The organism is Streptomyces sp. NPDC051677, assembly GCF_044453465.1.
In the GTDB taxonomy this organism is placed as follows: domain Bacteria; phylum Actinomycetota; class Actinomycetes; order Streptomycetales; family Streptomycetaceae; genus Streptomyces.
This window is the reverse complement of the sequence record NZ_JBITCT010000047.1, coordinates 40,049-60,737: the sequence shown is the minus strand read 5'-3', so window position 1 is coordinate 60,737 and position 20,689 is coordinate 40,049. Positions and strand designations below refer to the sequence as shown.

The window sequence follows — 20,689 nt, the reverse complement described above, 5'->3', positions numbered from 1 at the left end:
GCCCGTCATGAGTTAGTCGGCTGACTAACTCGATGGGCGTGACGCTAGCACGCCCCCACCGCCCGTTGTCTATAGTCAGTTGGGTGACTGACTCAGTGGAGAAGCGGGCCGCGAAGAGTGTCGGCAAGCGGCAGCGGCTCATGGCGGCCGCCGCCACGGTCCTGCACGAGCGGGGCGTGGAACGGACGACCATCGCCGACATCGCCCGCGCCGCCGACGTCCCGGTCGGCAACGTGTACTACTACTTCAAGACCAAGGACGAGCTGGTCGAGGCCGCCCTCGACCGGCACGCCGAGTACCTCGGCGAACTCACCGCCCGCCTCGACGAGTTCGCCGACCCGCGCGAACGCCTGAAGGGCCTCGTCGCCGGCTGGGTCGACGCGCGGGACGTCGCCGCCCGTTACGGCTGCCCCACGGGCACCCTCGCCGTCGAGCTCGACAAGCGCGACGAGGGAGGTCTCGACCTCGCCGCCGGGCTCGTCATCCGCGGGCTGCTGGACTGGGTGGAGCGGCAGTACCGCGAGATCGGGGTCGACGAGCCCGACGGTCACGCCCTCGCGCTCGTCGGCGCGTACCAGGGCATGTCGCTGCTCTCCAGCGCCCTGCGCGACCCGGAGGTCATGAGCCGCGAAGGGGCCCGTCTCGTCCGGGAGATCGACGCACTGCCCTGACCCCGCTCCGGGGGAGATATGCGACAAAAGAGCATATTCTGAACCCACATGACCGCGTGCGTCGACCGGAGAAGGTGAATGCGATGCGCGTTCTGCTCAAGGCGTCCTTCGACACGGAGAAGGCGAACGAAGCCATTCGGAACGGCACCCTGACGAAGCTGATCGAGGAGTCGATGGAACAGATCAAGCCCGAGGCGGCCTACTTCACCGCCGACCACGGCAAGCGCACCGCGTACGTGGTCTTCGACATGCAGGACAGCTCGCAGATGCCCGTGCTCAGCGAGCCGTTCTTCCTCAACCTCGACGCGGAGATCTCCTACACCCCCGTGATGAACATGGAGGACGTGCAGAAGGGCCTCTCCCAGGTCGGCCGCTGACCTCAGCTGAACACGATCATCAGCTGAACACGATCATCGACCCCTGCGCCAGACTCCGCGTCGCCGCCGCGTGCAGCCCCAGCCAGACGTGCCGTTCACGCGCGAAGGGGCTGGGATCGTACGGCGCCGGAACGGCCGGTTCCTCCAACTCCGTGGGACCGGCGGGAGGTTGGGGGGTCGCCGGAGGATTGGCCGGATCTATGCCGATCGACGGCGCCACGAACTCCAGCTCGCGCAGCAGGGACTGGGAGGAGCCGAGCGGGCCGCCGCCGGCGAGGAGTTCGTCGCTGGACAGCGGCTGCGGGAAGTCGACGGGGACGTACGCGCCCGCGTGGTCGTAGTGCCAGACCAGGTGCGACTGCTGGGCCGTCGCCTCGAACATCTCCAGGAGCTGCTCGTAGTCGCCGCCCAGCTCGTCCACCGGCGTCACCGGCAGCCGGCACACCTGGAGCAGATAGGCGCGGCGCAGGAAGTGCAGGGCGTCGTAGTCGAAGCCGGCCACCGGGGCGACCTCGCCGGACAGGCCCGGCATGTACTGGTACACCGGCACCGGCGGGAGCCCCGCCTCGGCCAGCACCTTGTTGTACTGGGCGAGTTCGTCGGCGAAGGGGTTGTCGGGGGTGTGACACAACACATCGACGAGCGGCACCAGCCACAGGTCACAGGCCAAAGAGAGCTCCTCACTTCGCACGTTGCACGGTCGATGCGGGCGTTGCCGTTGCCGTCGTCGTCACCATTTGCCGGTCAGGGCAGGGTAGTCGCTGCCGCGCACGTCAGCTCCCGTCCTGCGTCCCCTGGTGCAGGTCCCATACCCACACTCCGGCCACCTGCCTACCCGGTCGGCCCAACAGCTTCTCCACCGTCTCACGCAGTCGGTCGGCGCGCGGCTGCGGGGCGAGCACCAGGGCGCCCGCCCGCCAGTACGCGAGGTCCTCGCGGGCCTCGGTCCGGGCGCGGGCGTCGATCGCCGGGACCACGCCCGTGTAGCGCACGTCGCGGAGCAGGCTCGCCGTGAAGCGCAGCGGGACGCCGTAGACGCCGGTGCGGTCGCCGTCGCCGTAGGGGCCGTTGAAGTAGCCGCCGGGCATCCGGAAGCCGAGGCCGGCCGCCGTCTGCCAGTGCAGCGCCTCGGCGTCCTCGGGTTCGGCGAGCGGCACCGGGACGAGGGTCTCGCCGGCGCGGACGTACGTCTTCCAGACGCCGTCGGTGAAGAAGGCGGGCGTCTCGGCGCGCGGCTCGGACTTCAGCGGGGCCGGGACGAGGGGGAGCAGGGCGAGGCAGACGGCGAGCAGTCCGGCGTACTGGGCGCCCAGGCGGCGGGCCTGCGCCAGCCGGTCGATCGCCAGGGCGAGCAGCATGCCCAGCGCGGGGGCGCAGACCAGCGCGATCCTGCTCTCGATGACCGACTCGAAGAGGGGGAGGCCGGCGAGCAGGCTCCAGGGTCCGGGGACGGTCGTGTCGGTGAGGGGGAGCGGGATGCGCGGGCCGAGGGACAGCACCGCCGCGCCCGCCGCCGTGCAGGCCAGCGCCTTCACCGCGGGCCGCCGCCACAGCCGTACGGTGATCGCGAGCGCCAGCAGGGCGAGCGGCCAGCCGTAGAAGGCGTTCTGTTCGGTCGGGTTGAGGGAGAGGGCGTCGGCGCGGTCGGCGTCGCCCGCGATCAGGGAGCGCTCGGCGAACGACAGCAGCCCGCGCATGGAGTTGGCGACGCCGGGCGCGGTGCCGTGATCGATGCCGGAGTAGCTCTGCGGTCCGGAGAACTGCCAGGCCAGCGGGTAGACGACGAGCGGCAGACAGACGGCGGCGGCGATCGCCAGACCGTTCAGCAGCGGGCGGGCCGCCTTGCGTGCCACGTCGGGGCGGACGGCCGCGTAGGCGAGCGCGAACAGGATCATGCCCATCGTGGCGAGCAGCAGGGGCTCCTCGCCGAGGAAGAACTGGTAGCCCGCCATCAGGCCGAGGACGACCGCGTCCCGGGTGACCCGTTCACCGGTCGTCAGCCGCAGGGCGCGCTCGATGATCGGCGGGATCATGAACAGGACGACGAAGTTCGGGTGGGCGTTGGCGTGGCTGATCATCGGCGGCGCGAACGCGGCCAGCGCGGCCCCGGCGAAGGCGGCCGCCCGCTGCCGGACGAGCCGTCGCACGATCAGCCGGTACCAGGCGGCGGCGGTGGCGGCCAGGCCCAGCGTCATCACCAGGCTGAGGGTGACGGCCGGGCCGAGCAGCAGGGTGACGGGCGTGAGCGGGACGGACAGGCCCAGCATCGCCGTGTTGGCCATCAGGTTGACGCCGTCGGGGAAGCCCTGGAGGTCGGTGAAGAGCGGGTTGCGCAGGTGGGCGACGTTGTCGGCGGTCACCGCGAAGAACCACTCCCACTGGTTCTGGTCCTGGAGGGAGTCGGTGAGATACCGGTGGGCGGGGTCGAGGACGCGCCCCGAGTAGAGGGCCACGGCCATCGCGAGGAACAGGACGACGGCCAGGACGTCCACGGGTCTCGGGACCGGGAACCGCAGCCGGACCAGGTCGCGTGGGAACCGGAGGTAGTCCGCGGGGCGGACCTTCGAGCCGGGCTGGTGCGACCAGTGCACCGGCGTCTCCGCGACCGGCCAGCCCGCGCGCTGGAAGTACCGCAGCACCTCCACGTCGATGGCCCAGCCGTTGAGACGCGAGGCGGCGAAGGCGGCCCGGGCCTTGTCGCCGTCGAACAGCTTGAACCCGCACTGGGTGTCGCGTATCCCGCGCAGGGTCGTCCGGCGTATGAGCAGGTTGCCCGCCGCGCCGAGGAGTTCGCGGATCCGGTGCTGCCGGTCGCCCAGGGTCGCGCCGGGGACCGCCCGGGAGCCGATCGCCGCCGCGCAGCCGTCGGCGAGCTCCTTCTCCAGCCGGCCCAACTCCTCGATGGGAGTGGCGAGATCGGCGTCCGTGACCAGGACGTGGCGGCCCCGGCTGGCGGCGACCCCGAGACGCAGCGCGTGCCCCTTGCCCCGGTTGCCGGACCCGGCGCCGACGACGAGCCGCACCCGGGGGTCGCGGCGGACGGTGACGAGTTCGCGGGTGGCGTCGCTGGACCCGTCGTCGGCGACCAGGATCTCCCAGCTGCCCCAGTGACTCCCCGTCGCGTCGAGATGGCGGGCCACCGCGTCCAGGGTGGCGCCGAGCCGCCGCTCCTCGTTGTAGGCGGGGATGACGACGGAGAGTTCGACGGCCGTGGTGCGGGGAGCAGTGGCGTCCGCCCCGCTCATCCGGCCGCCAGTCGCTCGATCAGGCTGATGGAGTCGGCGTTGTACGCGGCGAGGATCATCCGGGCGGCGGCGGTGTCGCGGCGGTACAGGGCGTCGACGAGTTCGGTGTGGCCGGACCACAGGCAGCCGCGCAGATCGGTCAGCCGCCGCAGGTGCTGCACCGTGCACACCCAGGACTGCACGCGCAGCCGGTGCAGGAAGTCGGCGAGATAGCGGTTGCCGAACAGGGCGCTCAGCTCACGCCAGAAACGCAGGTCGTAGCCGATGAGGACGGTCAGGTCACCGGCGGCCGCGGCCCGCTGCGCCTCCTCGCCGCGCCGGCGCACCCCCGCGACGGCGGCGGCGATCCGCGGCTCCTCCAGGTTCTGGTGGGGCTGGCGGCCCTCGTCCACGGCGAGGAACATCCCCTCGATGATCAGGCTGCGCGCCTCGATCATGCCCCGGTAGTCCTCGACGGAGTACTCGTGGACCCGGAAGCCCCGATGCTGGTCGGCCTCCAGCAGGCCCTGGGCGGAAAGATCGACGAGGGCCTCGCGGACGGGGGTCGCGGAGACGCCGTACTGCTCGGCGATCTCCTTCACCGTGAACTCCTGCCCCGGCTGCAGCCGTCCGCCCAGCACCTCGTCGCGAAGCGCGTCGGCGATCTGCTGTCGCAGGGTGCTGCGCGTCACGGCGCCGTTGCCGCTGCTGGCGGGCATGGTCGGGGCGTCTCCATCGTCGGGTGCGAAATGCTCGGACACGAAAAGGTGGCGTGCTCATCGGTATGTACGAGCACGCCACCTTACGCGTTCGAAGATTTCAAGCCCTTCCACGCGTGAAGACCGTTCTGCTCCTACTGCGTGTACTCGTCGGCCACCGAGAGGGCGGCGTCCAGGGCCGCGAGTCCCTCCTTGACCTCCGACTCGGAGACGTTGAGCGGCGGCACGAAGTGCGTCCGGTTCATGTTCACGAACGGCCACACCCCGGCCTTCTTCGCGGCGGCGCCGAAGGCGACCATGGCCGCGTTCGCCTCGCCGGCGGCGTTGTACGGCACCAGCGGCTCGCGGGTCTCCCGGTTCTTCACCAGCTCGACCGCCCAGAACATGCCGACGCCGCGCACCTCGCCGACGCTCGGGTGCCGCTCGGCCAGCGCCTTCAGGCCCGGCTCGACGACGGACGCGCCCAGGTTCCTCGCGTTCTCGACGATGCCCTCCTCCGCCATGACGTTGATCGTCGCGACGGCGGCGGCGCAGGCCAGCGGGTGCCCGGAGTACGTCAGACCGCCGGGGTACGGCCGCTTCCCGAACGTGTCCGCGATCGCGCCGGAGACGGCGACCCCGCCGAGCGGCACATATCCGCTGTTCACGCCCTTGGCGAAGGTCATCAGGTCGGGGGTGACGTCGTACAGGTCGGCCGCGAACCACTCGCCGGTGCGGCCGAACCCGGCCATGACCTCGTCCAGGATGAAGACGATCCCGTACTTGTCGCAGATCTCGCGCACCCCGGCGAGGTAGCCGGGCGGCGGGAGCATGATCCCGGCGGTGCCCGGAATCGTCTCCAGGATGATCGCGGCGACCGTCCCCGGCCCCTCGAAGGCGATCGTCGTCTCCAGGTGCTCCAGGGCCCGCGCGCACTCCTGCTCCTGCGTCTCGGCGTAGAAGCGGGAGCGGTACAGGAACGGCGCCCAGAAGTGCACGACCCCGGCGGAGGCGCTGTCGGAGGCCCAGCGGCGCGGGTCGCCGGTGATGTTGACGGCCTGCTGGGTGCCGCCGTGGTACGAGCGGTAGGCGGCGAGCACCTTGGCCCGGCCGGTGTGCAGCCGGGCCATGCGCACGGCGTGCTCGACGGCGTCCGCGCCGCCGTTGGTGAAGAAGATCTTGTCCAGGTCGCCGGGGGTGCGCTCGGCGATCAGCCGGGCCGCCTCCGAGCGGGCCTCGACGGCGAAGGCGGGCGCGAACGTGGTCAGGCGTGCAGCCTGCTCCTGGATCGCGGCGACGACCTTCGGGTGCTGGTAGCCGATGTTGGTGAAGACGAGCCCGCTGGTGAGGTCGAGGTACCGCCTGCCGTCGTAGTCCCAGAAGTACGACCCCTCCGCGCCGGCCACGGCGAGCGGGTCGATGAGCTCCTGGGCGGACCAGGAGTGGAAGACGTGCGCGCGGTCCGCGGCCTTCACGGCCGCGCCGGCCTGGGGGTCGGTCTGAGAGGTCATGTCAGTGAGCGTAAATGTCCGCGATGCGGAAGGGATATCGGCGTCCTGTTCTGTGGACGGGGGGAATCCGCGACAGGTTGTCGGGCGTGCCAGGGCGATGGGCCGCCATGGACAGCATGCCGCGTAAAGGACAGCGTGTTGTCATAGCTGGTACCTGGCCGCGACGGGGTACGGCGGCGCGGAGCGGTACGTCGAGGCGGACCCCGTCGCCGACGGCGGGCTGATCACCGCCGGGGGGCGTCATGCGCGTCACCGGGACGACCACGGCCGCCGCTGCGCTGCGCCGGCGGGCGGCCGGGGCCGGTGCCGGTGGTCCGACCGAACCGGTCGCCTTCGCGCGCGAGATCCTCGGGCTCCGCTCCGCCCCTGCCGACTCCCTCTCCGCCGCCCGCGCCCGTTACGGAACCGTAGACATCGCGCCACGCGACTCCCCGAACGGCCGGTTTATCCTCGGCACGCACATGTCTCGATCACACATGTGGGGGAAGGGCGGCGCTGCGATGGAGAAACTGGGGTCCGGGGACCCGCAGCGCATCGGCGGCTACCGGCTGCTCGCGCGGCTGGGAGCGGGCGGGATGGGACAGGTCTACCTCGCCCGTTCGGACCGGGGGCGGACGGTCGCCGTGAAGCTGGTGCGGCGGGAACTGGCGGCGCGCGAGGAGTTCCGGGCGCGCTTCCGGCAGGAGGTGCGCAACGCCCAGCGGGTCGGCGGGTTCTGGACCGCGCCCGTCCTGGACGCCGACACCGAGGCCGAGGTGCCCTGGGTCGCCACCGGCTACGTCGCGGGGCCGAGCCTTCAGCAGGTCGTCAGCCACGACCACGGGCCGCTGCCCGAGCGGTCGGTGCGCATCCTCGCCGCCGGGCTCGCGCACGCGCTCACCAACATCCACGCGGCCGGGATCGTCCACCGCGACCTCAAGCCGTCCAACGTGATGGTCACCATCGAAGGCCCCCGCGTCATCGACTTCGGCGTCGCACGGGCGCTGGAGAGCGTCACCGGCGAGAGCCGGCTCACCCAGGCCGGCGCGGTGGTCGGCTCGCCCGGCTTCCTGGCCCCCGAGCAGGTGCGCGGCGACGCCGTCACCCCGGCCAGCGACGTCTTCTGCCTCGGCTCCGTCATCGCCTACGCCGCCACCGGGACCCTTCCCTTCGGCTCCGCCGACAGCGGGGTGCACGCCCTGATGTTCCGCATCGCCGAGGAGGAACCCGACCTGGCGGGCGTCCCCGAGGGCATCGCCGACCTGGTCCGCGCCTGCCTGCGCAAGGACCCGGCCGCCCGCCCCACCCCGGACCGCGTCCTGGAGCTCACGGGCGCCGACGACACCGTCTCCGACGGCCGCTCCCGCGACCCCTGGCTGCCCGGCGCCCTCGTCGCCCAACTCGGCCGTCACGCCGTGCAGTTGCTGGAGGCGGAGGATCCCGAGAGCACGGACGGCGCCAGCCCCTCCCGCCCCGCCTCGGCCTTCCTCAAGCACCCGGCGACCGCCCCCGAAGCCACCCCGGAACACTCCGGCCCGCGCGGCGACGCGTTCTCCCCGGACCACCGCCCCACCCTGCTCGCGGGCCCCGACGGCATCCCGCCGCAGCCGCCCCCGCCCGGCGCGGACACCGCCCCGGCCCATCCGGCGTACGGCCACCCCCGGCAACACCCGGCCGCCGCCCCCGCCCCCGCCTACGGCTACCCGCCCCCGCCGTCGGGAGCCTGGCCCCCGGCGCCCGGCGCCCCGGCCCCGTACAACCCGTACGCGGACGGCGGCGCCGCCCCCTACGGGCAGCCCGACGCCGACCCGCAGCAGACCCCGCGCCGCAACCGCCGTACGACCGCGCTGCTGGTCCTGGTCGCCCTGGTGGTCGCGATCGCCGCCGGCGGCTCCGTGTACGCGTTCCTGAACGGCGACGACAGCGCCACCGCGCAGCCGACGCCCGGCCCCGCCACGGCTGCCTCGGACTCCCCGCCCCCGAAGGCCTCCACACTGCCGAACCCCTCGGAGTCCTCGTCCCCTTCGCCGTCCCCGTCGTCGTCGGACGGTGTGGTCCCGGCGGCCTACCTCGGCACCTGGACCACCACGATCGAGAACGCCGGCGGCACGAACAAGCGCCGACTCACCATCCGCCAGGGCGCGGTGGGCGACACGGTGCTCGCCCTCGTCGCCGACGGAGACGCCTACCACTGCGAGTTCAGCGCCGGCCTCACCGAACGGCCCAGCGGCGACGGCCCGTTGGAGATCGGCCCCTCCAAGGTCACCGCCGGCGAACCCCTCACCTCGTGCAGCCCCGGCGCCGCCTCCGAGGTCACCCTGCTCGCCGACGGCAAGCTGCAACGCGTCAACACCGGCACCGGGGAGAAGCTCACCTACACCAAGGGGTGAACGTCCGGCGAACGTCGACCGACGCGCCCCGCCCGCCCCTTCGGACGGCCGTACGGTGAACTCACGAACGACTGCCGGGAGTTGCGGGGGCGCCCACAGTGCAGTGGCTGAACGCGGAGAACGTCGTGGCCATCGGGACGGCCGCCGTCGGCATCGTCGCATCCGGGATCATGGTCTGGTACGAGCGCCGGACGCCGCGCCGCAAACGCGTCGGGTATCGCGTGCAGATGGACAACCCGATCGGCGACGACGTCAGATCCGGCCGCGCCAACCGCCGTCTCGGCCTCTTCGAGGAGGCCCCGGGCATGGTGGACGCCACGCTCGTCCTCCTGCGCATCGAGAACGACGGCTCGCAGGGCATCGCCCGGGACGACTACACCGGCCCCGAACGCCACGGGTTGACCGCCGTCTTCACCGACCGCACCATCCGCGGGGTGTCGGTCACCCAGCCGACCGACACCGACCACCTCATGGACCACTTCACCGCGGACCGCGGCTTCGGCTACGACGGCAACACCCTGCGCATCCCGCGCGTCCCCCTCAACCCCCGCGAACACTTCAAGCTGCTCGTGCTGCTCTCCGGCGGCGACGTCGGCCGGGGCATCCGGCTGTACGGCGGGCTGCGCGACGGCGAGGTGCACCCCAACCGCAGCGCCACCCCGGACGACACCCCGCCCCTGTTCAGCCGCGCCTCCCGGCTGATCTCCATCCTGCTCACCGTCTGCGTCGTCACCCTCGCGACGATCGTCGTCGTCCGGGACGACTCCCGGCCCCCGATCGGCTGCGAGCGCGGCACGCTCACGGTCACCGGCTCGACCGCGTTCGCCCCGGTGATCCGGGAGGTGGCGGCCACCTACGAACGCGACTGCGAGGGCGCGCACCTCACCGTGGACCCGCACGGCTCGACGGCCGGCATCCGCGAACTGGCCGCCGCCGGCGCCGCCGCCAAGAAGGGCTCCCCGCCGCTCGTCGCCCTCTCCGACGGCCCCAAGCCGGCCGGGCTCGACGAACTGCGCGAGAACCGCGTCGCCGTGTCGGTGTTCGCGCTGGTCGTCCACGACGACGTGCGCCTGAAGAACCTGGCCGCAGCCGACGTGCGGCGGCTGTACCGCGGGGAGATCGCCAACTGGGACGAGGTCGGCGGCCCGAACCTCCCGGTGGTCCTGGTCAGCCGGGACGCCAACTCCGGTACCCGGCAGGTGTTCCAGCGGCGAGTGCTGGGCCGCGGCGAGATCGCGAACTCCTCCGTCGACTGCGTCCACAAGGACGACCCGACGGCCCCCGTCATCCGCTGCGAACTCGACTCCACCGACCAGGTGCTGGCGACGGTCGCGGCCACCCCGGGCGCGATCGGCTACAGCGAGCTCAATCTGGCCGACCGCGTGAAGGGCCTGCACCCGCTCGACCTGGACGGCGACCCGCCCTCCGTCGACGCCATCGAACACGGCACGAGCGACTACCCCTACCGGGAGATCGAATACGCCTACACCTACGGCCGCCCGCCGGCCGACTCCCTGGCGTCGAGCTTCCTCACCTACCTCACCCGAGGCAACGGCCAGGACGTCATCCGCACCCACGGCCACCTACCGTGCTGGACACCGGAGGGCCTGCGCCTGTGCAGCTCCAGCCGGCTGGGCCGTTCCAGACCGCCCGGCACACCCAGCCCGTCCGGGGGTCCCCCCTCCGGGGGAGCTTGAGGACGAGGCCCTTCAAGGGCCGACAGGGGGTCTGGGGGCGAAGCCCCCGGGGATGGGAACGGGTAGGGGCGGCGGGGGCGAAAGACAGCCTCACCGCGGCTCCGGCGGCCGCTGCCGAGGCATGTTCGGCCGAGCGTTCACCCCGGGCGGCGAAGGAAACCGCCCGGACCCGCCGCCGACGTCCACCCGCCCGCCGGAGGCGACCGCGGACTGAATCCCCAGCGGAGCGGGCCCGCTGCGAAACTCCACCATCCAGTCCGCCGTCTCCGCACGCACCAGATCCGTCACGTCCTCCGAGAACCGCCGCAACACCCCCAGACACCGCTCCGCGGCCTCACTCGCCGTCCCCTCCGCAGGCCCCAGCACCTCCCGCACGCTCTCCGAGGCCCAGTCGAACTGCAACACCTGCAACCGCCGCTGCACGGCCTGCGCGGTCGCCACGTCCCTTATCCAGCCGGACGTCACCCCGAAGAACCGGTCCACCGCCACGCACGCCACCGCCAGCAGCAGCGCCAGATACCCCCAGGGAGCGACCCCGCCCAGCACCCGGGTCAGATCCAGCAACGGCAGCGCGGCCCCGCACACCGCCCCCGCCGCCGCCCCGGCCCGCAGCACCCGTGCGCCCCGCCGCTTCCACACCCGGTCGGCGAGGTACCAGGCGGCGGTCTCCAGCGCCCCGCGCTCCACCCACCGGTACAGCTCGTCCAGCCGCTCGGCGGGCTCGCCCCAGTCGCCGAGCGGCAACGCCCGCCCGGTCAGGTCGCCCGGCCGCAGCCCGGCCGCGCCCTCGCCCCGCTCGTCCTGAGGCGGACCCTCGGGCTGCATCTCCGGCTGACCCACCCGGCACTCCCTTATGACTCGGTGACTCCGCGTAACGCCTGATGCTGAATGTGCCGACCCTTCCTACCTCCCAATGGGTGGCGAAGGGCAAGCTTTCGTCGCTTTTCCGCCCGGAAGGGGGTCTTGATCAGGTATAGGCCACCGAGGTATCTCACTCGAAAGAGTGGCGGGGCGACGCACTCATGGAGCACGTAGGCTCAGTGGCAGACAGGAACAAGGCAGACAGGAGCCGATCGTGATTCCCGGTGGTGGCCAGCCCAACATGCAGCAGCTGCTCCAGCAGGCCCAGAAAATGCAGCAGGACCTGGCCCGTGCTCAGGAGGAGCTGGCGAACACGGAGGTCGACGGGCAGGCGGGCGGCGGCCTGGTGAAGGCCACCGTGACCGGCTCCGGCGAGCTGCGGGCCCTGCAGATCGACCCGAAGGCGGTGGACCCGGAGGACACCGAGACCCTCGCCGACCTGATCGTCGCGGCCGTCCACGCGGCCAACGAGAACGCGCAGACGCTCCAGCAGCAGAAGCTCGGCCCGTTGGCCCAGGGCCTGGGCGGCGGCAGCGGCATCCCGGGCCTGCCTTTCTAAGACCGGCCCCCTCCAACTACCGTACGTACTGCAAGGAAACCCAGGAAGGACGGCAGTCCGTTGTACGAAGGCGTGGTCCAGGACCTCATCGACGAGCTGGGGCGGCTGCCCGGCGTCGGTCCCAAGAGCGCGCAGCGGATCGCCTTCCACATCCTCCAGGCGGAACCGACGGACGTACGGCGGCTCGCGCAGTGCCTCATGGAGGTCAAGGCGAAGGTCCGCTTCTGCGCGACCTGCGGCAACGTGGCGCAGGAGGAGCTGTGCGGCATCTGCCGTGACGCCCGCCGCGACCCGACGGTCATCTGTGTCGTCGAGGAGCCGAAGGACGTCGTGGCGATCGAGCGCACCCGCGAGTTCCGCGGCAAGTACCACGTCCTCGGCGGAGCGATCAGCCCCATCGAGGGCGTCGGTCCCGACGACCTGCGTATACGAGAACTTCTCGCGCGGTTGGCCGACGGCACGGTCACGGAACTGATCCTGGCCACGGATCCGAACCTGGAAGGCGAGGCCACGGCCACGTACCTCGCCCGCATGATCAAGCCCATGGGCCTGAAGGTCACCCGCCTGGCCAGCGGCCTCCCGGTGGGCGGCGACCTGGAATACGCGGACGAGGTCACGCTCGGCCGCGCCTTCGAGGGGAGACGACTCCTAGATGTCTGACGCCACGCTGCACGCGACCGACCAGAATCCGGACGACTTCGCGGTCCAGATCGCGGATCAGGTCGAGAGCTTCCTGGTAGCCGTCACGGAGGTGGCGAAGGGCGACGAGCCGGGCTCGGCGGTCCCCTTCCTCCTCCTGGAGGTGTCCCAGCTGCTCCTGGCCGGCGGTCGGCTCGGCGCGCACGAGGACATCGTCCCCGACGAGCGCTACGAGCCCGACCCGGGCTTCGAGCCGGACGCGGACGAACTCCGCGAGAACCTGGCCAGACTGCTGGACCCGGTGGACGTCTACTCGGAGGTCTTCGACCCCTACGAGCCCCGCAAGGCGCCCGTCCCGGCCCGGATCTCCGACGACCTCGCCGACGTCATCGCCGACCTGCGCCACGGCATGGCCCACTACCGTGCGGGCCGCACCACCGAGGCCCTGTGGTGGTGGCAGTTCTCCTACTTCTCCAACTGGGGCTCCACTGCCTCGGCGACCCTGCGCGCCCTGCACTCGGTGCTCGCGCACGTCCGGCTGGACCAGCCCCTGGAGGAACTGGACGGCCTGGACACCGACCAGACCCCGCTGGGCGACGAGACGCTGGAGTTCGAGGCGGGCCGGGTGATGGCGGAGGAGATCGGCGAGCACCTGGGCGCCCGCCCGGCGAAGTAGCCGCGCGCGAACGCGGCGCGGGGGGCACCGGACGACGGGACGGACGCGACGGAGGGGGAGCGGGAAGCGATGGCCGAAGACCACCCTGCCCCTGCCCCTGCCTCCGTCTCTGCCCGTGTGGCTCTGCTCGCGCGCCTGACCGAGCTGGGTCTCGCGTTGCCGCACGTCAGCCCGCCCAAGGGCGTGTACGTCCCGGCGGTGCGCAGCGGCCGGCAGGTGGCGGTGTCCGGGCAGGTGCCCCTCGTGGACGGCGCTCTCGTGGCCACCGGCCGGGTCGGGGGCACGGTGACGGCCGAGGAGGCGTACGAGCTCAGCCGGCGGTGCGCGCTCGCCGCGCTGGCCGCCGCGGACTCCGTGGCGGGCGGAGCGGCGCCGGCGGGCGTGGTGAAGGTGGTCGGGTACGTGGCGTGCGCCGACGGTTTCCACGGGCAGGCCGGTGTCGTCGACGGCGCGAGCGACCTCTTCCTCGCGCTGTTCGGCGACGCGGGGCGGCATGCCCGCAGCACGGTGGGCGTCGCCCGGCTGCCGTTGGACTCGCCGGTCGAGATCGAGGTCGTCTTCGCGCTGGACGCCGGCTGACCGCTCCCGCGTCGGTCAGATGGGCACGGCCGTGCCCGTGACGCCGATGCCGCTGTCCCGTTCGGCGGGCACGGACACCGTGATGGTGCTCGGGCGGCCCATGTCCTCGCCCTGACGGATCGTCAAGGTGGCCGGTGTCGGGGTGAGTTGGAGTTCCCTCAGGTAGCCGCCGAAGGCGGCGGCGGCCGCGCCGGTGGCCGGGTCCTCGACGACCCCGCCGGGCGGGAAGGGGTTGCGGGCGTGGAACACGGTGGGCGACTCCCGCCAGACCAGGTCGACGGTGGTCCAGTCCCGGCGGGCCATGAGGGCGCTGAGCGCGGGCATGTCGTAGTCGAGGTCGGCCAGGCGGCTGCGGTCGGCCGCGGCGATGACCGGGTGCCGGGCGCCGGCGTAGGCCGTGCGGGGCGGCAGCGCCGGGTCGAGCTCGTCGGCGGACCAGCGCAGCGCGGACAGCAGCTCGGCCAGGTCGGGCGGGGCGAGGGGCTCCGTGTGCGGGGCGACGCTCACCAGGGTCGCCGTCGTCGTCCCGTCGTCGGCCACGGCGGTGGTGACGGGGACGGCGCCGACGCTGGTGCGCAGGCTCAACGGTCCGGTGCCGTGGCGGTCGGCGTGGGCGACGGCCATGGCGATCGTGGCGTGGCCGCAGAACGGCACCTCGGCGAGCGGGCTGAAGTAGCGGACGGTCAGGGTGCCGTCGTCGGACGGCACCACGAACGCCGTTTCCGAGTAGCCGACCTCGGCCGCGGTCGCCAGCATGGTCGCGTCGTCGATTCCGGTGGCGTCGAGCACCACACCGGCGGGGTTGCCCCCGGCCGGATCGGCGCCGAAGGCCACGTAGCGCAAAACCTCCATCGGGTGACCGTAGCGCAGTCGAGGGGCCGTCATCCCCAGGTCAGCAGTTCGCCCGTCACGCTCAGCCCCATCGAGAAGCCCAGCGCGATCCGGCGGGCCCCGCTGCTGGGGCGTACGGCGTGGAAGTTGCGGGGGTCGAGGAGGAGGGCCTCGCCGACGGTCGGGGTGATCTCGACCGACTCGGCGCCCGCCACCACCGTCTCCGCGTATCCGTAGGACCCCGGCAGCCGGTGTGCCTCGTCGGCCGGATGCCAGCGGTGCCGCCACAGGACCGTCTCGCCGCCCGAGTCGGGGACGCTGAGGTACAGGTTGAAGGCGAACTGGGCGACCAGCGGGGCGTCCAGCAGGTCCTCCCGGAACTCGCGCAGCGCTTCGTCGAAGTGGACCTGGAAGCCGTTGTTGGGCTCGCGGGCGACGCCCGGCGCCAGCTCCCGCCCGTTCCTGCGGCCGACCGACACCCCGCCCGGCCAGTCGGCGCCCAGTGCCTCCCGGCACAGTGCGAACGGGTCGTAGGGCAGGCCGAGCCGGTCCCAGGCGGCCCGGCTCGCCGCCACGGCCGGCCAGTAGCTTCTCGCGATGGCGCCGCTCTCCCGGTGGTCGCTGACCCCGACGCCGAACCGCATCACGGGCGGCTGGACGCGCTGTCGGCCGTACGCCTCGAACGGGGAGGACTCCAGGGCGCGCAGGATCTCGGCGCAGGAGGCGGCGGGCAGGACGTCGGGCACCCTGAGGGCCGCACAGCGGCCGGCCGCGAGATCGGCGAGGCGTTCCCGGGTGAACGCGGGAGCGGTGACGACGCGGAAGTGCGGATCGTGCGGCAGGGCTGTTGAACGAGCTGACAAGTCGGCGAGCTGCATGACGACGTCCCGTCTCTCGTGATCCCGCTCTGAGGCCGGTGCTTCACTCACGCCGGTCGGGCACAGCTGAAGTCCCGGAAGGCCGTGGCCGCGCTGATCTCCAGCACATGGCGGTCGGCTCGCAGGGCTTCGAGAGCGATCTGTCGCGCGATCTCACGTCGGGACGATTCGCGCGGGCTGTCCGTGTCGTCGGCGTCGAGGGTCCCGGGTTCGGGTCCGTCGGATAAGGACGGGTCGACCTCGGGTGTGTCACTCGCGTCGTAGGAATTCACTCAGGACCCCCCTGAAGCTTCCTGGTTCATCGTGCGTGGCGGTGCGGTCACGGTCAGCACTCAGAGAGTGCGGGCTGACGATGCTAGGGCGCAAGTCCCCTACCGGGCAGTGTTTTTGCCAACTTCACGCAGTAACGCATGCCTGGCAGCGGCTGGTCGGGGCCGCCGGGCTGGGGGTGTGGGGCGTCAGAGGTCCTTGCGGATGCGGTCGAGCAGGGTCTGCGTCAGGCGTACCTCGGGATGCGACTCGCCGAGGACCCGGCGCTGGTCGGCGAGGAGCGAGGTCAGCAGGGCGCCGGCCTCGTCGACCCGGCCCTGGAGCAGCAGGGCGTAGGCGGCGCAGTAGCGCAGCCGCATCACCGGGTGGGAGTCGTCGGGCTGCCTGGCGTCCCGCCGTGCCGCGTCGATGACGGTGACGGCCTCGTCGACCTTCTCCTGTTCCAGCAGGCTGCGCGCCAGGGTCTCGCGCGCGTGCAGGGTCTCGGGCGTGCCGGGCTCCCATTTGCGCAGCCGGATGGCGAGGATCTCCCGCAGGTGCGTCTCCGCCTCCGCGGCCCGTCCCTGGGCGAGCAGGGCGCGTCCGAGGGTGTGCCGGACGACCATGGTGTCGGCGTGCTCCTCGCCCCGTACGCTGCGCTCGTCGTGGACGACCTTGCGCAGGATCTCCTCCGCCTCGGGAGCGCGGTTCTCCTGCTCCAGGATGGCCCGGGCCAGTTTGTGCAGGCTGGCCAGGGTGTCGAAGATCTCCTTGCGGCGGGCCGCGACCGCCCGCAACTCGGCCTCGGCCGAGGGAAGTTCGCCGGCCTCCAGGAAGATGCGGCCCTTCTCGTGGCGCAGTCCGAGGATCTCCCGGTCGTCGGGGTCACTGCCGAAGGAGTCGCAGGCGTCGATGATCGGCGACACCAGTTCGCGGGCCAGGCCGAGGTGTCCCGCGACCAGGAGGTAGCGGCTGGTGAGCCGGGCCAGTTCCAGGGCCCCGTCGAGCACGCCGCGGGCGTCGGTGGGGCCGTCGGCGCGCAGCACGGACCGCGTGACCTCGATGGCGTGGGGCATGACCGGTTCCCAGACCGGCCAGGACTCGGGGTAGTCGGGGTCCTGTTCGTGCACCGCGTCGAGGAGCATCCGCACGGCGAGGTCGTAGTAGTCGGCGCTGCGCCGGTGGACGTCCGGGTCGTCGCGCAGGATCGCGTGGACGACCGGGTGCAGCGAGAGGAAGCCGGCCCGGAGGCGGTCCGGTTCGATCAGGCCGAGGTCCTGCAGCCCGGTGATCACCTCGTCCCGCTGGGCGACGGTGAACTCCGCCCACAGCGGGGACTGCACGGTCGCGGTTCCGCCGAGCAGCCTGCGGTACGGGATCGGGGCGATGTTCATGCAGGCGAAGGCCCGCAGCAGGGGGCCGGCCTGGGGCAGGGTGCGTTCGAGCAGCCGCAGGGAGATGCCGCACACCTCGTCGACGATCTTCTCCAGGCCGAGCAGGGTGCCGCCGTCGCCCCGGATGCCCGCGGGAGAGGCGAAGTTGCGGGCCCAGGCCCTGCCGTAGCTCTGGAAGTCGCGGATGTCCGTGGAGCCGAGGGAGACCTTGTTCTCGCGGACGGACTGGATGTACTTCGCCGCCGTGCGCAGGGCCAGCGGGAGCCCGCCGAGCTGGCTCGACAGATGGCGGGCCTGTTCACGGGTGCCGGCCTCGGCGCCGGCGCACTCGATGAGCAGGGCGGCGCCGTCGCGCTCGTCGAGCCTGGGCACCTCGCGGACCTGGCTCCAGGTGCCCCACACGTCCTGGTTGAGGACCCGGCTGGTCACCACGACCAGGCCGTTCGAGCCGCGTGGGGGCCGCAGCCAGCCCGTTCCGTCCTTGACGGCGCCTCCGCCGGGGCCGAGGCGCTGCGGCTCGTCGGCGTTGTCGAAGACGATCAGCCACGGCTGCGGGGACTCGTTGAGGAAACGCCAGACGAGGTCCGCCTGGCTGCGCCGCTTCCAGGCGACGTCGGCCTGGCTGTCGGGGATGCCGAGCTCCCTGGCCACGGCCCGCATACAGGCGCTGAGCTGGTTGACGCGCACCCACCAGACCCGGCGTCCCCGGTCCGCCGCCTGGGTGGCTATCTCCAGCGCCAGCCGGCTCTTGCCGCTGCCGCCCGCGCCGGCCAGCACATGCACCCCGGGTGCGGAGGAGACGACCGAGGAGATGATCCGCCGGCGTTCCTCGCCGTGCAGCTTGCCGTCCATGAGAGGCAGCGTGATGGAGAGGGGCGGCTCGGGCTCGGGATCGGATTCGGGCTCGGGTTCCGGCTCGGCGGCGAAGGCGGCGGGGCTTTCCGCGGCGATCTCCCAAAGCACCGACCGCAGGACGGAGTACGACTCGGCGTTCTTGTCCTGCGGCTGGACTATCGAGAAGTGGTCGCCCTCGATGACTCCGCCGTCCGGGAAGGGAGTTGTCGCTGTGACGGCCGGTACGACATTGTCGGTCTGCCCGCCATAGGCGGATATGGGAATCGAGCATTCCGTATCGGATTTCCCGGTGGGCCGTACGACCTTTTCCAGCACCGTTCGCTGGGATTCCAGCAACGCGCGGTTGCTGAGCGGTCGCAGTGCGCGTTCCTGCGGGTGATTCAAGAACATCAGCATTTTCCGCAGGTACAGGAAGAATCCCGAACCGTTGTGCGGACATGCGTACATCACGATGTGCTGGATGCGCGCGAGTTCGTGCCCGCGGCCCCGCCACAGGGTGCGCGCCAGGAGCCGCTGCACGATGAGTCCGCCCTGGCTGTGGGTGACCAGCACGACCGGTGCGCCGTCGGAGCAGTTGCCGCGCAGCCAGGTGCCCAGCCGGTCGGCGATGTCGTCGATGTCGGCGATACGCCGGTCGGGCCGTAATCGCAGGCGCGGGGAATTGTAGGGGAAGGGCTGGACGTCGATGCGGTCCCGCAATTCCTCGTCCGCGGCGAGCAGTTCGGTGAACGACTTCCACACGCCCGCCGACGAGAAAAGACCGTGTACGAAGATCACGTGGATGCGGTCGGGCGTGACCATCGTCAACCTCCGCGGCCGGGCGGCCGGTCGTCACCGCGTGGAACGGCTCCTCGAATGAAGGCCGGGTCAATGATGCACGAGCAGTGACACCTAGGCCAAGGACATGTCCGACGCACATGCCAAACCGGTTGGACGGTCAGGAAATGCCGAAGAGTCCTTTTCCCACAGCCGTCACTCCACCCGCCAACGCAAGCCCCAGCACCAGGAGTCGGGCCCGCCGCTCCGGCAGCCGCCCCGCGAGCGCCCTGCCGATCAGCGCGCCCACGGTCATCGCCACGGCGACCGCGGCCCACTGGGGCGCGGCCAGCTCCGGCACCCCGTTCGCCGCCACCGAGAAGGCGTTCACGACGACGCCGTAGAACTGCGCGTTCGGCACGAACTCCCGTACCGTCCAGCCCGCGTTGACGGCGTACAGGGAGATCGGCGGGCCGCCGACGCCCGCCGCCGAGTTCATGAAGCCGCCCGCCGCGCCGGCCACGACCGCGCCCCGGGTGCCGCGCAGGGCGGGTATGCGCGTGCCCCGCATGACCAGCAGCACGGCCACCGTCACCAGCGCGCCCATCACCAGCAGCAGTACGGGCTCCGGGAGCCGACGGGTCAGCCAGGAGCCCGCCGGGACCGTGCAGGCGGCGGCCGCGCACAGCGGGACCATCGCCGCCGGGCGCACCCGGCGCCAGCCGCCCGCCAGACCCACGACGCTGATCATGCCCGCCGCACAGTTCGCCAGGACCACCCCCTGCGCCGGGCCCAGCAGCAGCACCAGCGCGGGGACGGCCACCAGCGCGAAGCCCATCCCGGTCAGCCACTGCACGCCCGACCCCAGCAGCACGATCCCGGCAAGCAGCGCCTCACTCGTCATGGTGTACCTGACTACACCATCGGTTCGGGAGTGCGCTCCCTCGTTTCGGCAGGTCGGGGACGGGATCGTTGATCACACAAGCGAACGACCCCCGGATCCCCCGGATCTTCCCGGATCCCCCCGGATCCACTGCCACGTAAGGAAGCCCGTCATGAAGGCCCTGCTCTCCTCCCGTCCCGTCCTGTGGTTCCTCTTCCTCTTCAACCTCGTGGTCGCCGCCGCCGCACCCTTCGTCGTCGACGGATCGCAGGGCGTGATGACGGCCGTCGGCATGGGCGTCGTCTCCCTCGGGGCCGGTGTCAGCCTGGTCCGCGACCGCGGCAAGCCCGCCCGTTCCTGAAGGCCGGCGAACGTTGGAGAGGTCTTGTACGTCCCCTGTACGACGGCTGCACGGGCGCTAACCGGCCGCACGCGAATCTTGAGTCATCCCAACGAGCACCAGCCGCACAGGAGTTGCGATGACCCGCAAGACCCGCATACGCGCCGCCCTCGTCACCGCCACCGCCCTCGCCACCGCCGCCACGGTGACGGCCGGGGTCAGTGCGGCCGGCGACAACAAGCCCGCCAAGCCCACCAAGAAGCAGATCGCCGCCCTCTTCGACGGCTGGAACGCCGCGCTGCAGACCGGCGACCCCGAGATCGTGGCCGACCGCTACGCCAAGGACGCGGTCCTGCTGCCCACCCTGTCCAACAAGGTCCGCACGGACCACGCCGGCATCGTCGACTACATGGAGCACTTCCTCCAGAACAAGCCGGTCGGCAAGAAGATCGAGACGCACATCAACGTCCTCGACAGCAACTCCGCCCTCGACTCCGGCGTGTACCAGTTCACGCTCACCGACAAGGCCACCGGCAAGAAGAGCGTCGTCGAGGCCCGCTACACCTACGAGTACGAGAAGCGCGGCGGCCAGTGGAAGATCGTCAACCACCACTCGTCCGCGATGCCCGAGGGCTGATCGGC

The 20,689-nt window shown here is 71.9% G+C and carries 20 protein-coding genes; 10 read left to right on the top strand and 10 right to left on the bottom strand.

Annotated elements, in window-relative coordinates; translation table 11 throughout:
- The first annotated feature begins 83 nt into the window (after nt 1–83).
- Nucleotides 84–671 (top strand): TetR/AcrR family transcriptional regulator, encoded by a 588-nt coding sequence (locus ACIBAF_RS39075; protein ID WP_399469778.1) that lies wholly within the window; start codon nt 84–86, stop codon nt 669–671.
- Nucleotides 672–754: 83 nt separating this feature from the next.
- On the top strand, nt 755–1,048 hold the full coding sequence (locus ACIBAF_RS39070) for a hypothetical protein (protein WP_399469776.1): 294 nt from the start codon (nt 755–757) through the stop codon (nt 1,046–1,048).
- A 19-nt stretch (nt 1,049–1,067) separates the two neighbouring features.
- On the opposite strand, the gene ACIBAF_RS39065 is transcribed toward ACIBAF_RS39070, so the two are convergent.
- The 4 genes from ACIBAF_RS39065 to ACIBAF_RS39050 all read right to left on the bottom strand — a co-directional run bounded on the left by ACIBAF_RS39065 (nt 1,068) and on the right by ACIBAF_RS39050 (nt 6,481).
- Nucleotides 1,068–1,718 (bottom strand): hypothetical protein, encoded by a 651-nt coding sequence (locus ACIBAF_RS39065; protein WP_399469774.1) that lies wholly within the window; start codon nt 1,716–1,718, stop codon nt 1,068–1,070.
- A gap of 103 nt (nt 1,719–1,821) precedes the next feature.
- Nucleotides 1,822–4,293, bottom strand: coding sequence for a glycosyltransferase (locus ACIBAF_RS39060; protein WP_399469772.1), 2,472 nt, complete (start codon nt 4,291–4,293; stop codon nt 1,822–1,824).
- Entirely contained in the window at nt 4,290–4,991 is a 702-nt protein-coding gene (locus tag ACIBAF_RS39055) for a GntR family transcriptional regulator (RefSeq protein WP_399469770.1), read from the bottom strand. The genes ACIBAF_RS39060 and ACIBAF_RS39055 overlap by 4 nt, the downstream gene beginning before the upstream one ends.
- Nucleotides 4,992–5,125: 134 nt before the next feature.
- Complete coding sequence (locus tag ACIBAF_RS39050) at nt 5,126–6,481, bottom strand: aspartate aminotransferase family protein (protein ID WP_399469768.1); 1,356 nt, start codon at nt 6,479–6,481, stop codon at nt 5,126–5,128.
- A 500-nt stretch (nt 6,482–6,981) separates the two neighbouring features.
- Between ACIBAF_RS39050 and ACIBAF_RS39045 the strand changes: the two genes are divergently transcribed.
- Both ACIBAF_RS39045 and ACIBAF_RS39040 read left to right on the top strand, forming a co-directional pair.
- Complete coding sequence (locus tag ACIBAF_RS39045; protein WP_399469821.1) at nt 6,982–8,850, top strand: serine/threonine-protein kinase; 1,869 nt, start codon at nt 6,982–6,984, stop codon at nt 8,848–8,850.
- Nucleotides 8,851–8,948: 98 nt separating this feature from the next.
- Nucleotides 8,949–10,547: a substrate-binding domain-containing protein gene (locus ACIBAF_RS39040; RefSeq protein WP_399469766.1), complete on the top strand. Its 1,599-nt coding sequence runs from the start codon at nt 8,949–8,951 to the stop codon at nt 10,545–10,547.
- A gap of 90 nt (nt 10,548–10,637) precedes the next feature.
- Here ACIBAF_RS39040 and ACIBAF_RS39035 read toward each other — a convergent pair whose 3' ends face one another.
- Complete coding sequence (locus ACIBAF_RS39035; RefSeq protein WP_399469764.1) at nt 10,638–11,387, bottom strand: SLATT domain-containing protein; 750 nt, start codon at nt 11,385–11,387, stop codon at nt 10,638–10,640.
- A gap of 235 nt (nt 11,388–11,622) precedes the next feature.
- Between ACIBAF_RS39035 and ACIBAF_RS39030 the strand changes: the two genes are divergently transcribed.
- The 4 genes from ACIBAF_RS39030 (at nt 11,623) to ACIBAF_RS39015 (ending at nt 13,861) form a co-directional block, all read left to right on the top strand.
- The gene (locus ACIBAF_RS39030) at nt 11,623–11,967 is read left to right on the top strand and encodes a YbaB/EbfC family nucleoid-associated protein (RefSeq protein WP_351910315.1); all 345 of its coding nucleotides are present in this window, start codon (nt 11,623–11,625) and stop codon (nt 11,965–11,967) included.
- A gap of 60 nt (nt 11,968–12,027) precedes the next feature.
- Nucleotides 12,028–12,627 carry a recombination mediator RecR gene (gene recR, locus ACIBAF_RS39025; protein ID WP_079660860.1) on the top strand — a complete coding sequence of 200 codons (600 nt, stop codon included), beginning with the start codon at nt 12,028–12,030 and terminating at the stop codon, nt 12,625–12,627.
- The gene (locus tag ACIBAF_RS39020) at nt 12,620–13,282 is read left to right on the top strand and encodes a DUF5063 domain-containing protein (RefSeq protein WP_399469761.1); all 663 of its coding nucleotides are present in this window, start codon (nt 12,620–12,622) and stop codon (nt 13,280–13,282) included. Before recR ends, ACIBAF_RS39020 begins: the two co-directional genes overlap by 8 nt.
- Nucleotides 13,283–13,399: 117 nt before the next feature.
- The gene (locus ACIBAF_RS39015; protein WP_399469759.1) at nt 13,400–13,861 is read left to right on the top strand and encodes a RidA family protein; all 462 of its coding nucleotides are present in this window, start codon (nt 13,400–13,402) and stop codon (nt 13,859–13,861) included.
- 15 nt (nt 13,862–13,876) lie between these two features.
- On the opposite strand, the gene ACIBAF_RS39010 is transcribed toward ACIBAF_RS39015, so the two are convergent.
- The 5 genes from ACIBAF_RS39010 to ACIBAF_RS38990 form a co-directional block, all read right to left on the bottom strand.
- Nucleotides 13,877–14,713, bottom strand: a complete 837-nt coding sequence (locus tag ACIBAF_RS39010) for a PhzF family phenazine biosynthesis protein (protein ID WP_399469757.1) — start codon at nt 14,711–14,713, stop codon at nt 13,877–13,879.
- A gap of 29 nt (nt 14,714–14,742) precedes the next feature.
- Entirely contained in the window at nt 14,743–15,570 is an 828-nt protein-coding gene (locus tag ACIBAF_RS39005) for a proline hydroxylase (protein ID WP_399469755.1), read from the bottom strand.
- 47 nt (nt 15,571–15,617) lie between these two features.
- Nucleotides 15,618–15,842 (bottom strand): hypothetical protein, encoded by a 225-nt coding sequence (locus ACIBAF_RS39000; RefSeq protein WP_399469753.1) that lies wholly within the window; start codon nt 15,840–15,842, stop codon nt 15,618–15,620.
- A 186-nt stretch (nt 15,843–16,028) separates the two neighbouring features.
- Nucleotides 16,029–18,869, bottom strand: coding sequence for an alpha/beta fold hydrolase (locus ACIBAF_RS38995; RefSeq protein ID WP_399469751.1), 2,841 nt, complete (start codon nt 18,867–18,869; stop codon nt 16,029–16,031).
- Nucleotides 18,870–19,005: 136 nt separating this feature from the next.
- Nucleotides 19,006–19,728: a sulfite exporter TauE/SafE family protein gene (locus ACIBAF_RS38990; RefSeq protein ID WP_399469749.1), complete on the bottom strand. Its 723-nt coding sequence runs from the start codon at nt 19,726–19,728 to the stop codon at nt 19,006–19,008.
- A 151-nt stretch (nt 19,729–19,879) separates the two neighbouring features.
- Between ACIBAF_RS38990 and ACIBAF_RS38985 the strand changes: the two genes are divergently transcribed.
- The gene (locus ACIBAF_RS38985; protein ID WP_399469747.1) at nt 19,880–20,068 is read left to right on the top strand and encodes a hypothetical protein; all 189 of its coding nucleotides are present in this window, start codon (nt 19,880–19,882) and stop codon (nt 20,066–20,068) included.
- A gap of 118 nt (nt 20,069–20,186) precedes the next feature.
- Nucleotides 20,187–20,684 carry an SgcJ/EcaC family oxidoreductase gene (locus ACIBAF_RS38980; protein WP_399469745.1) on the top strand — a complete coding sequence of 166 codons (498 nt, stop codon included), beginning with the start codon at nt 20,187–20,189 and terminating at the stop codon, nt 20,682–20,684.
- The last annotated feature ends 5 nt before the right edge of the window (nt 20,685–20,689 follow it).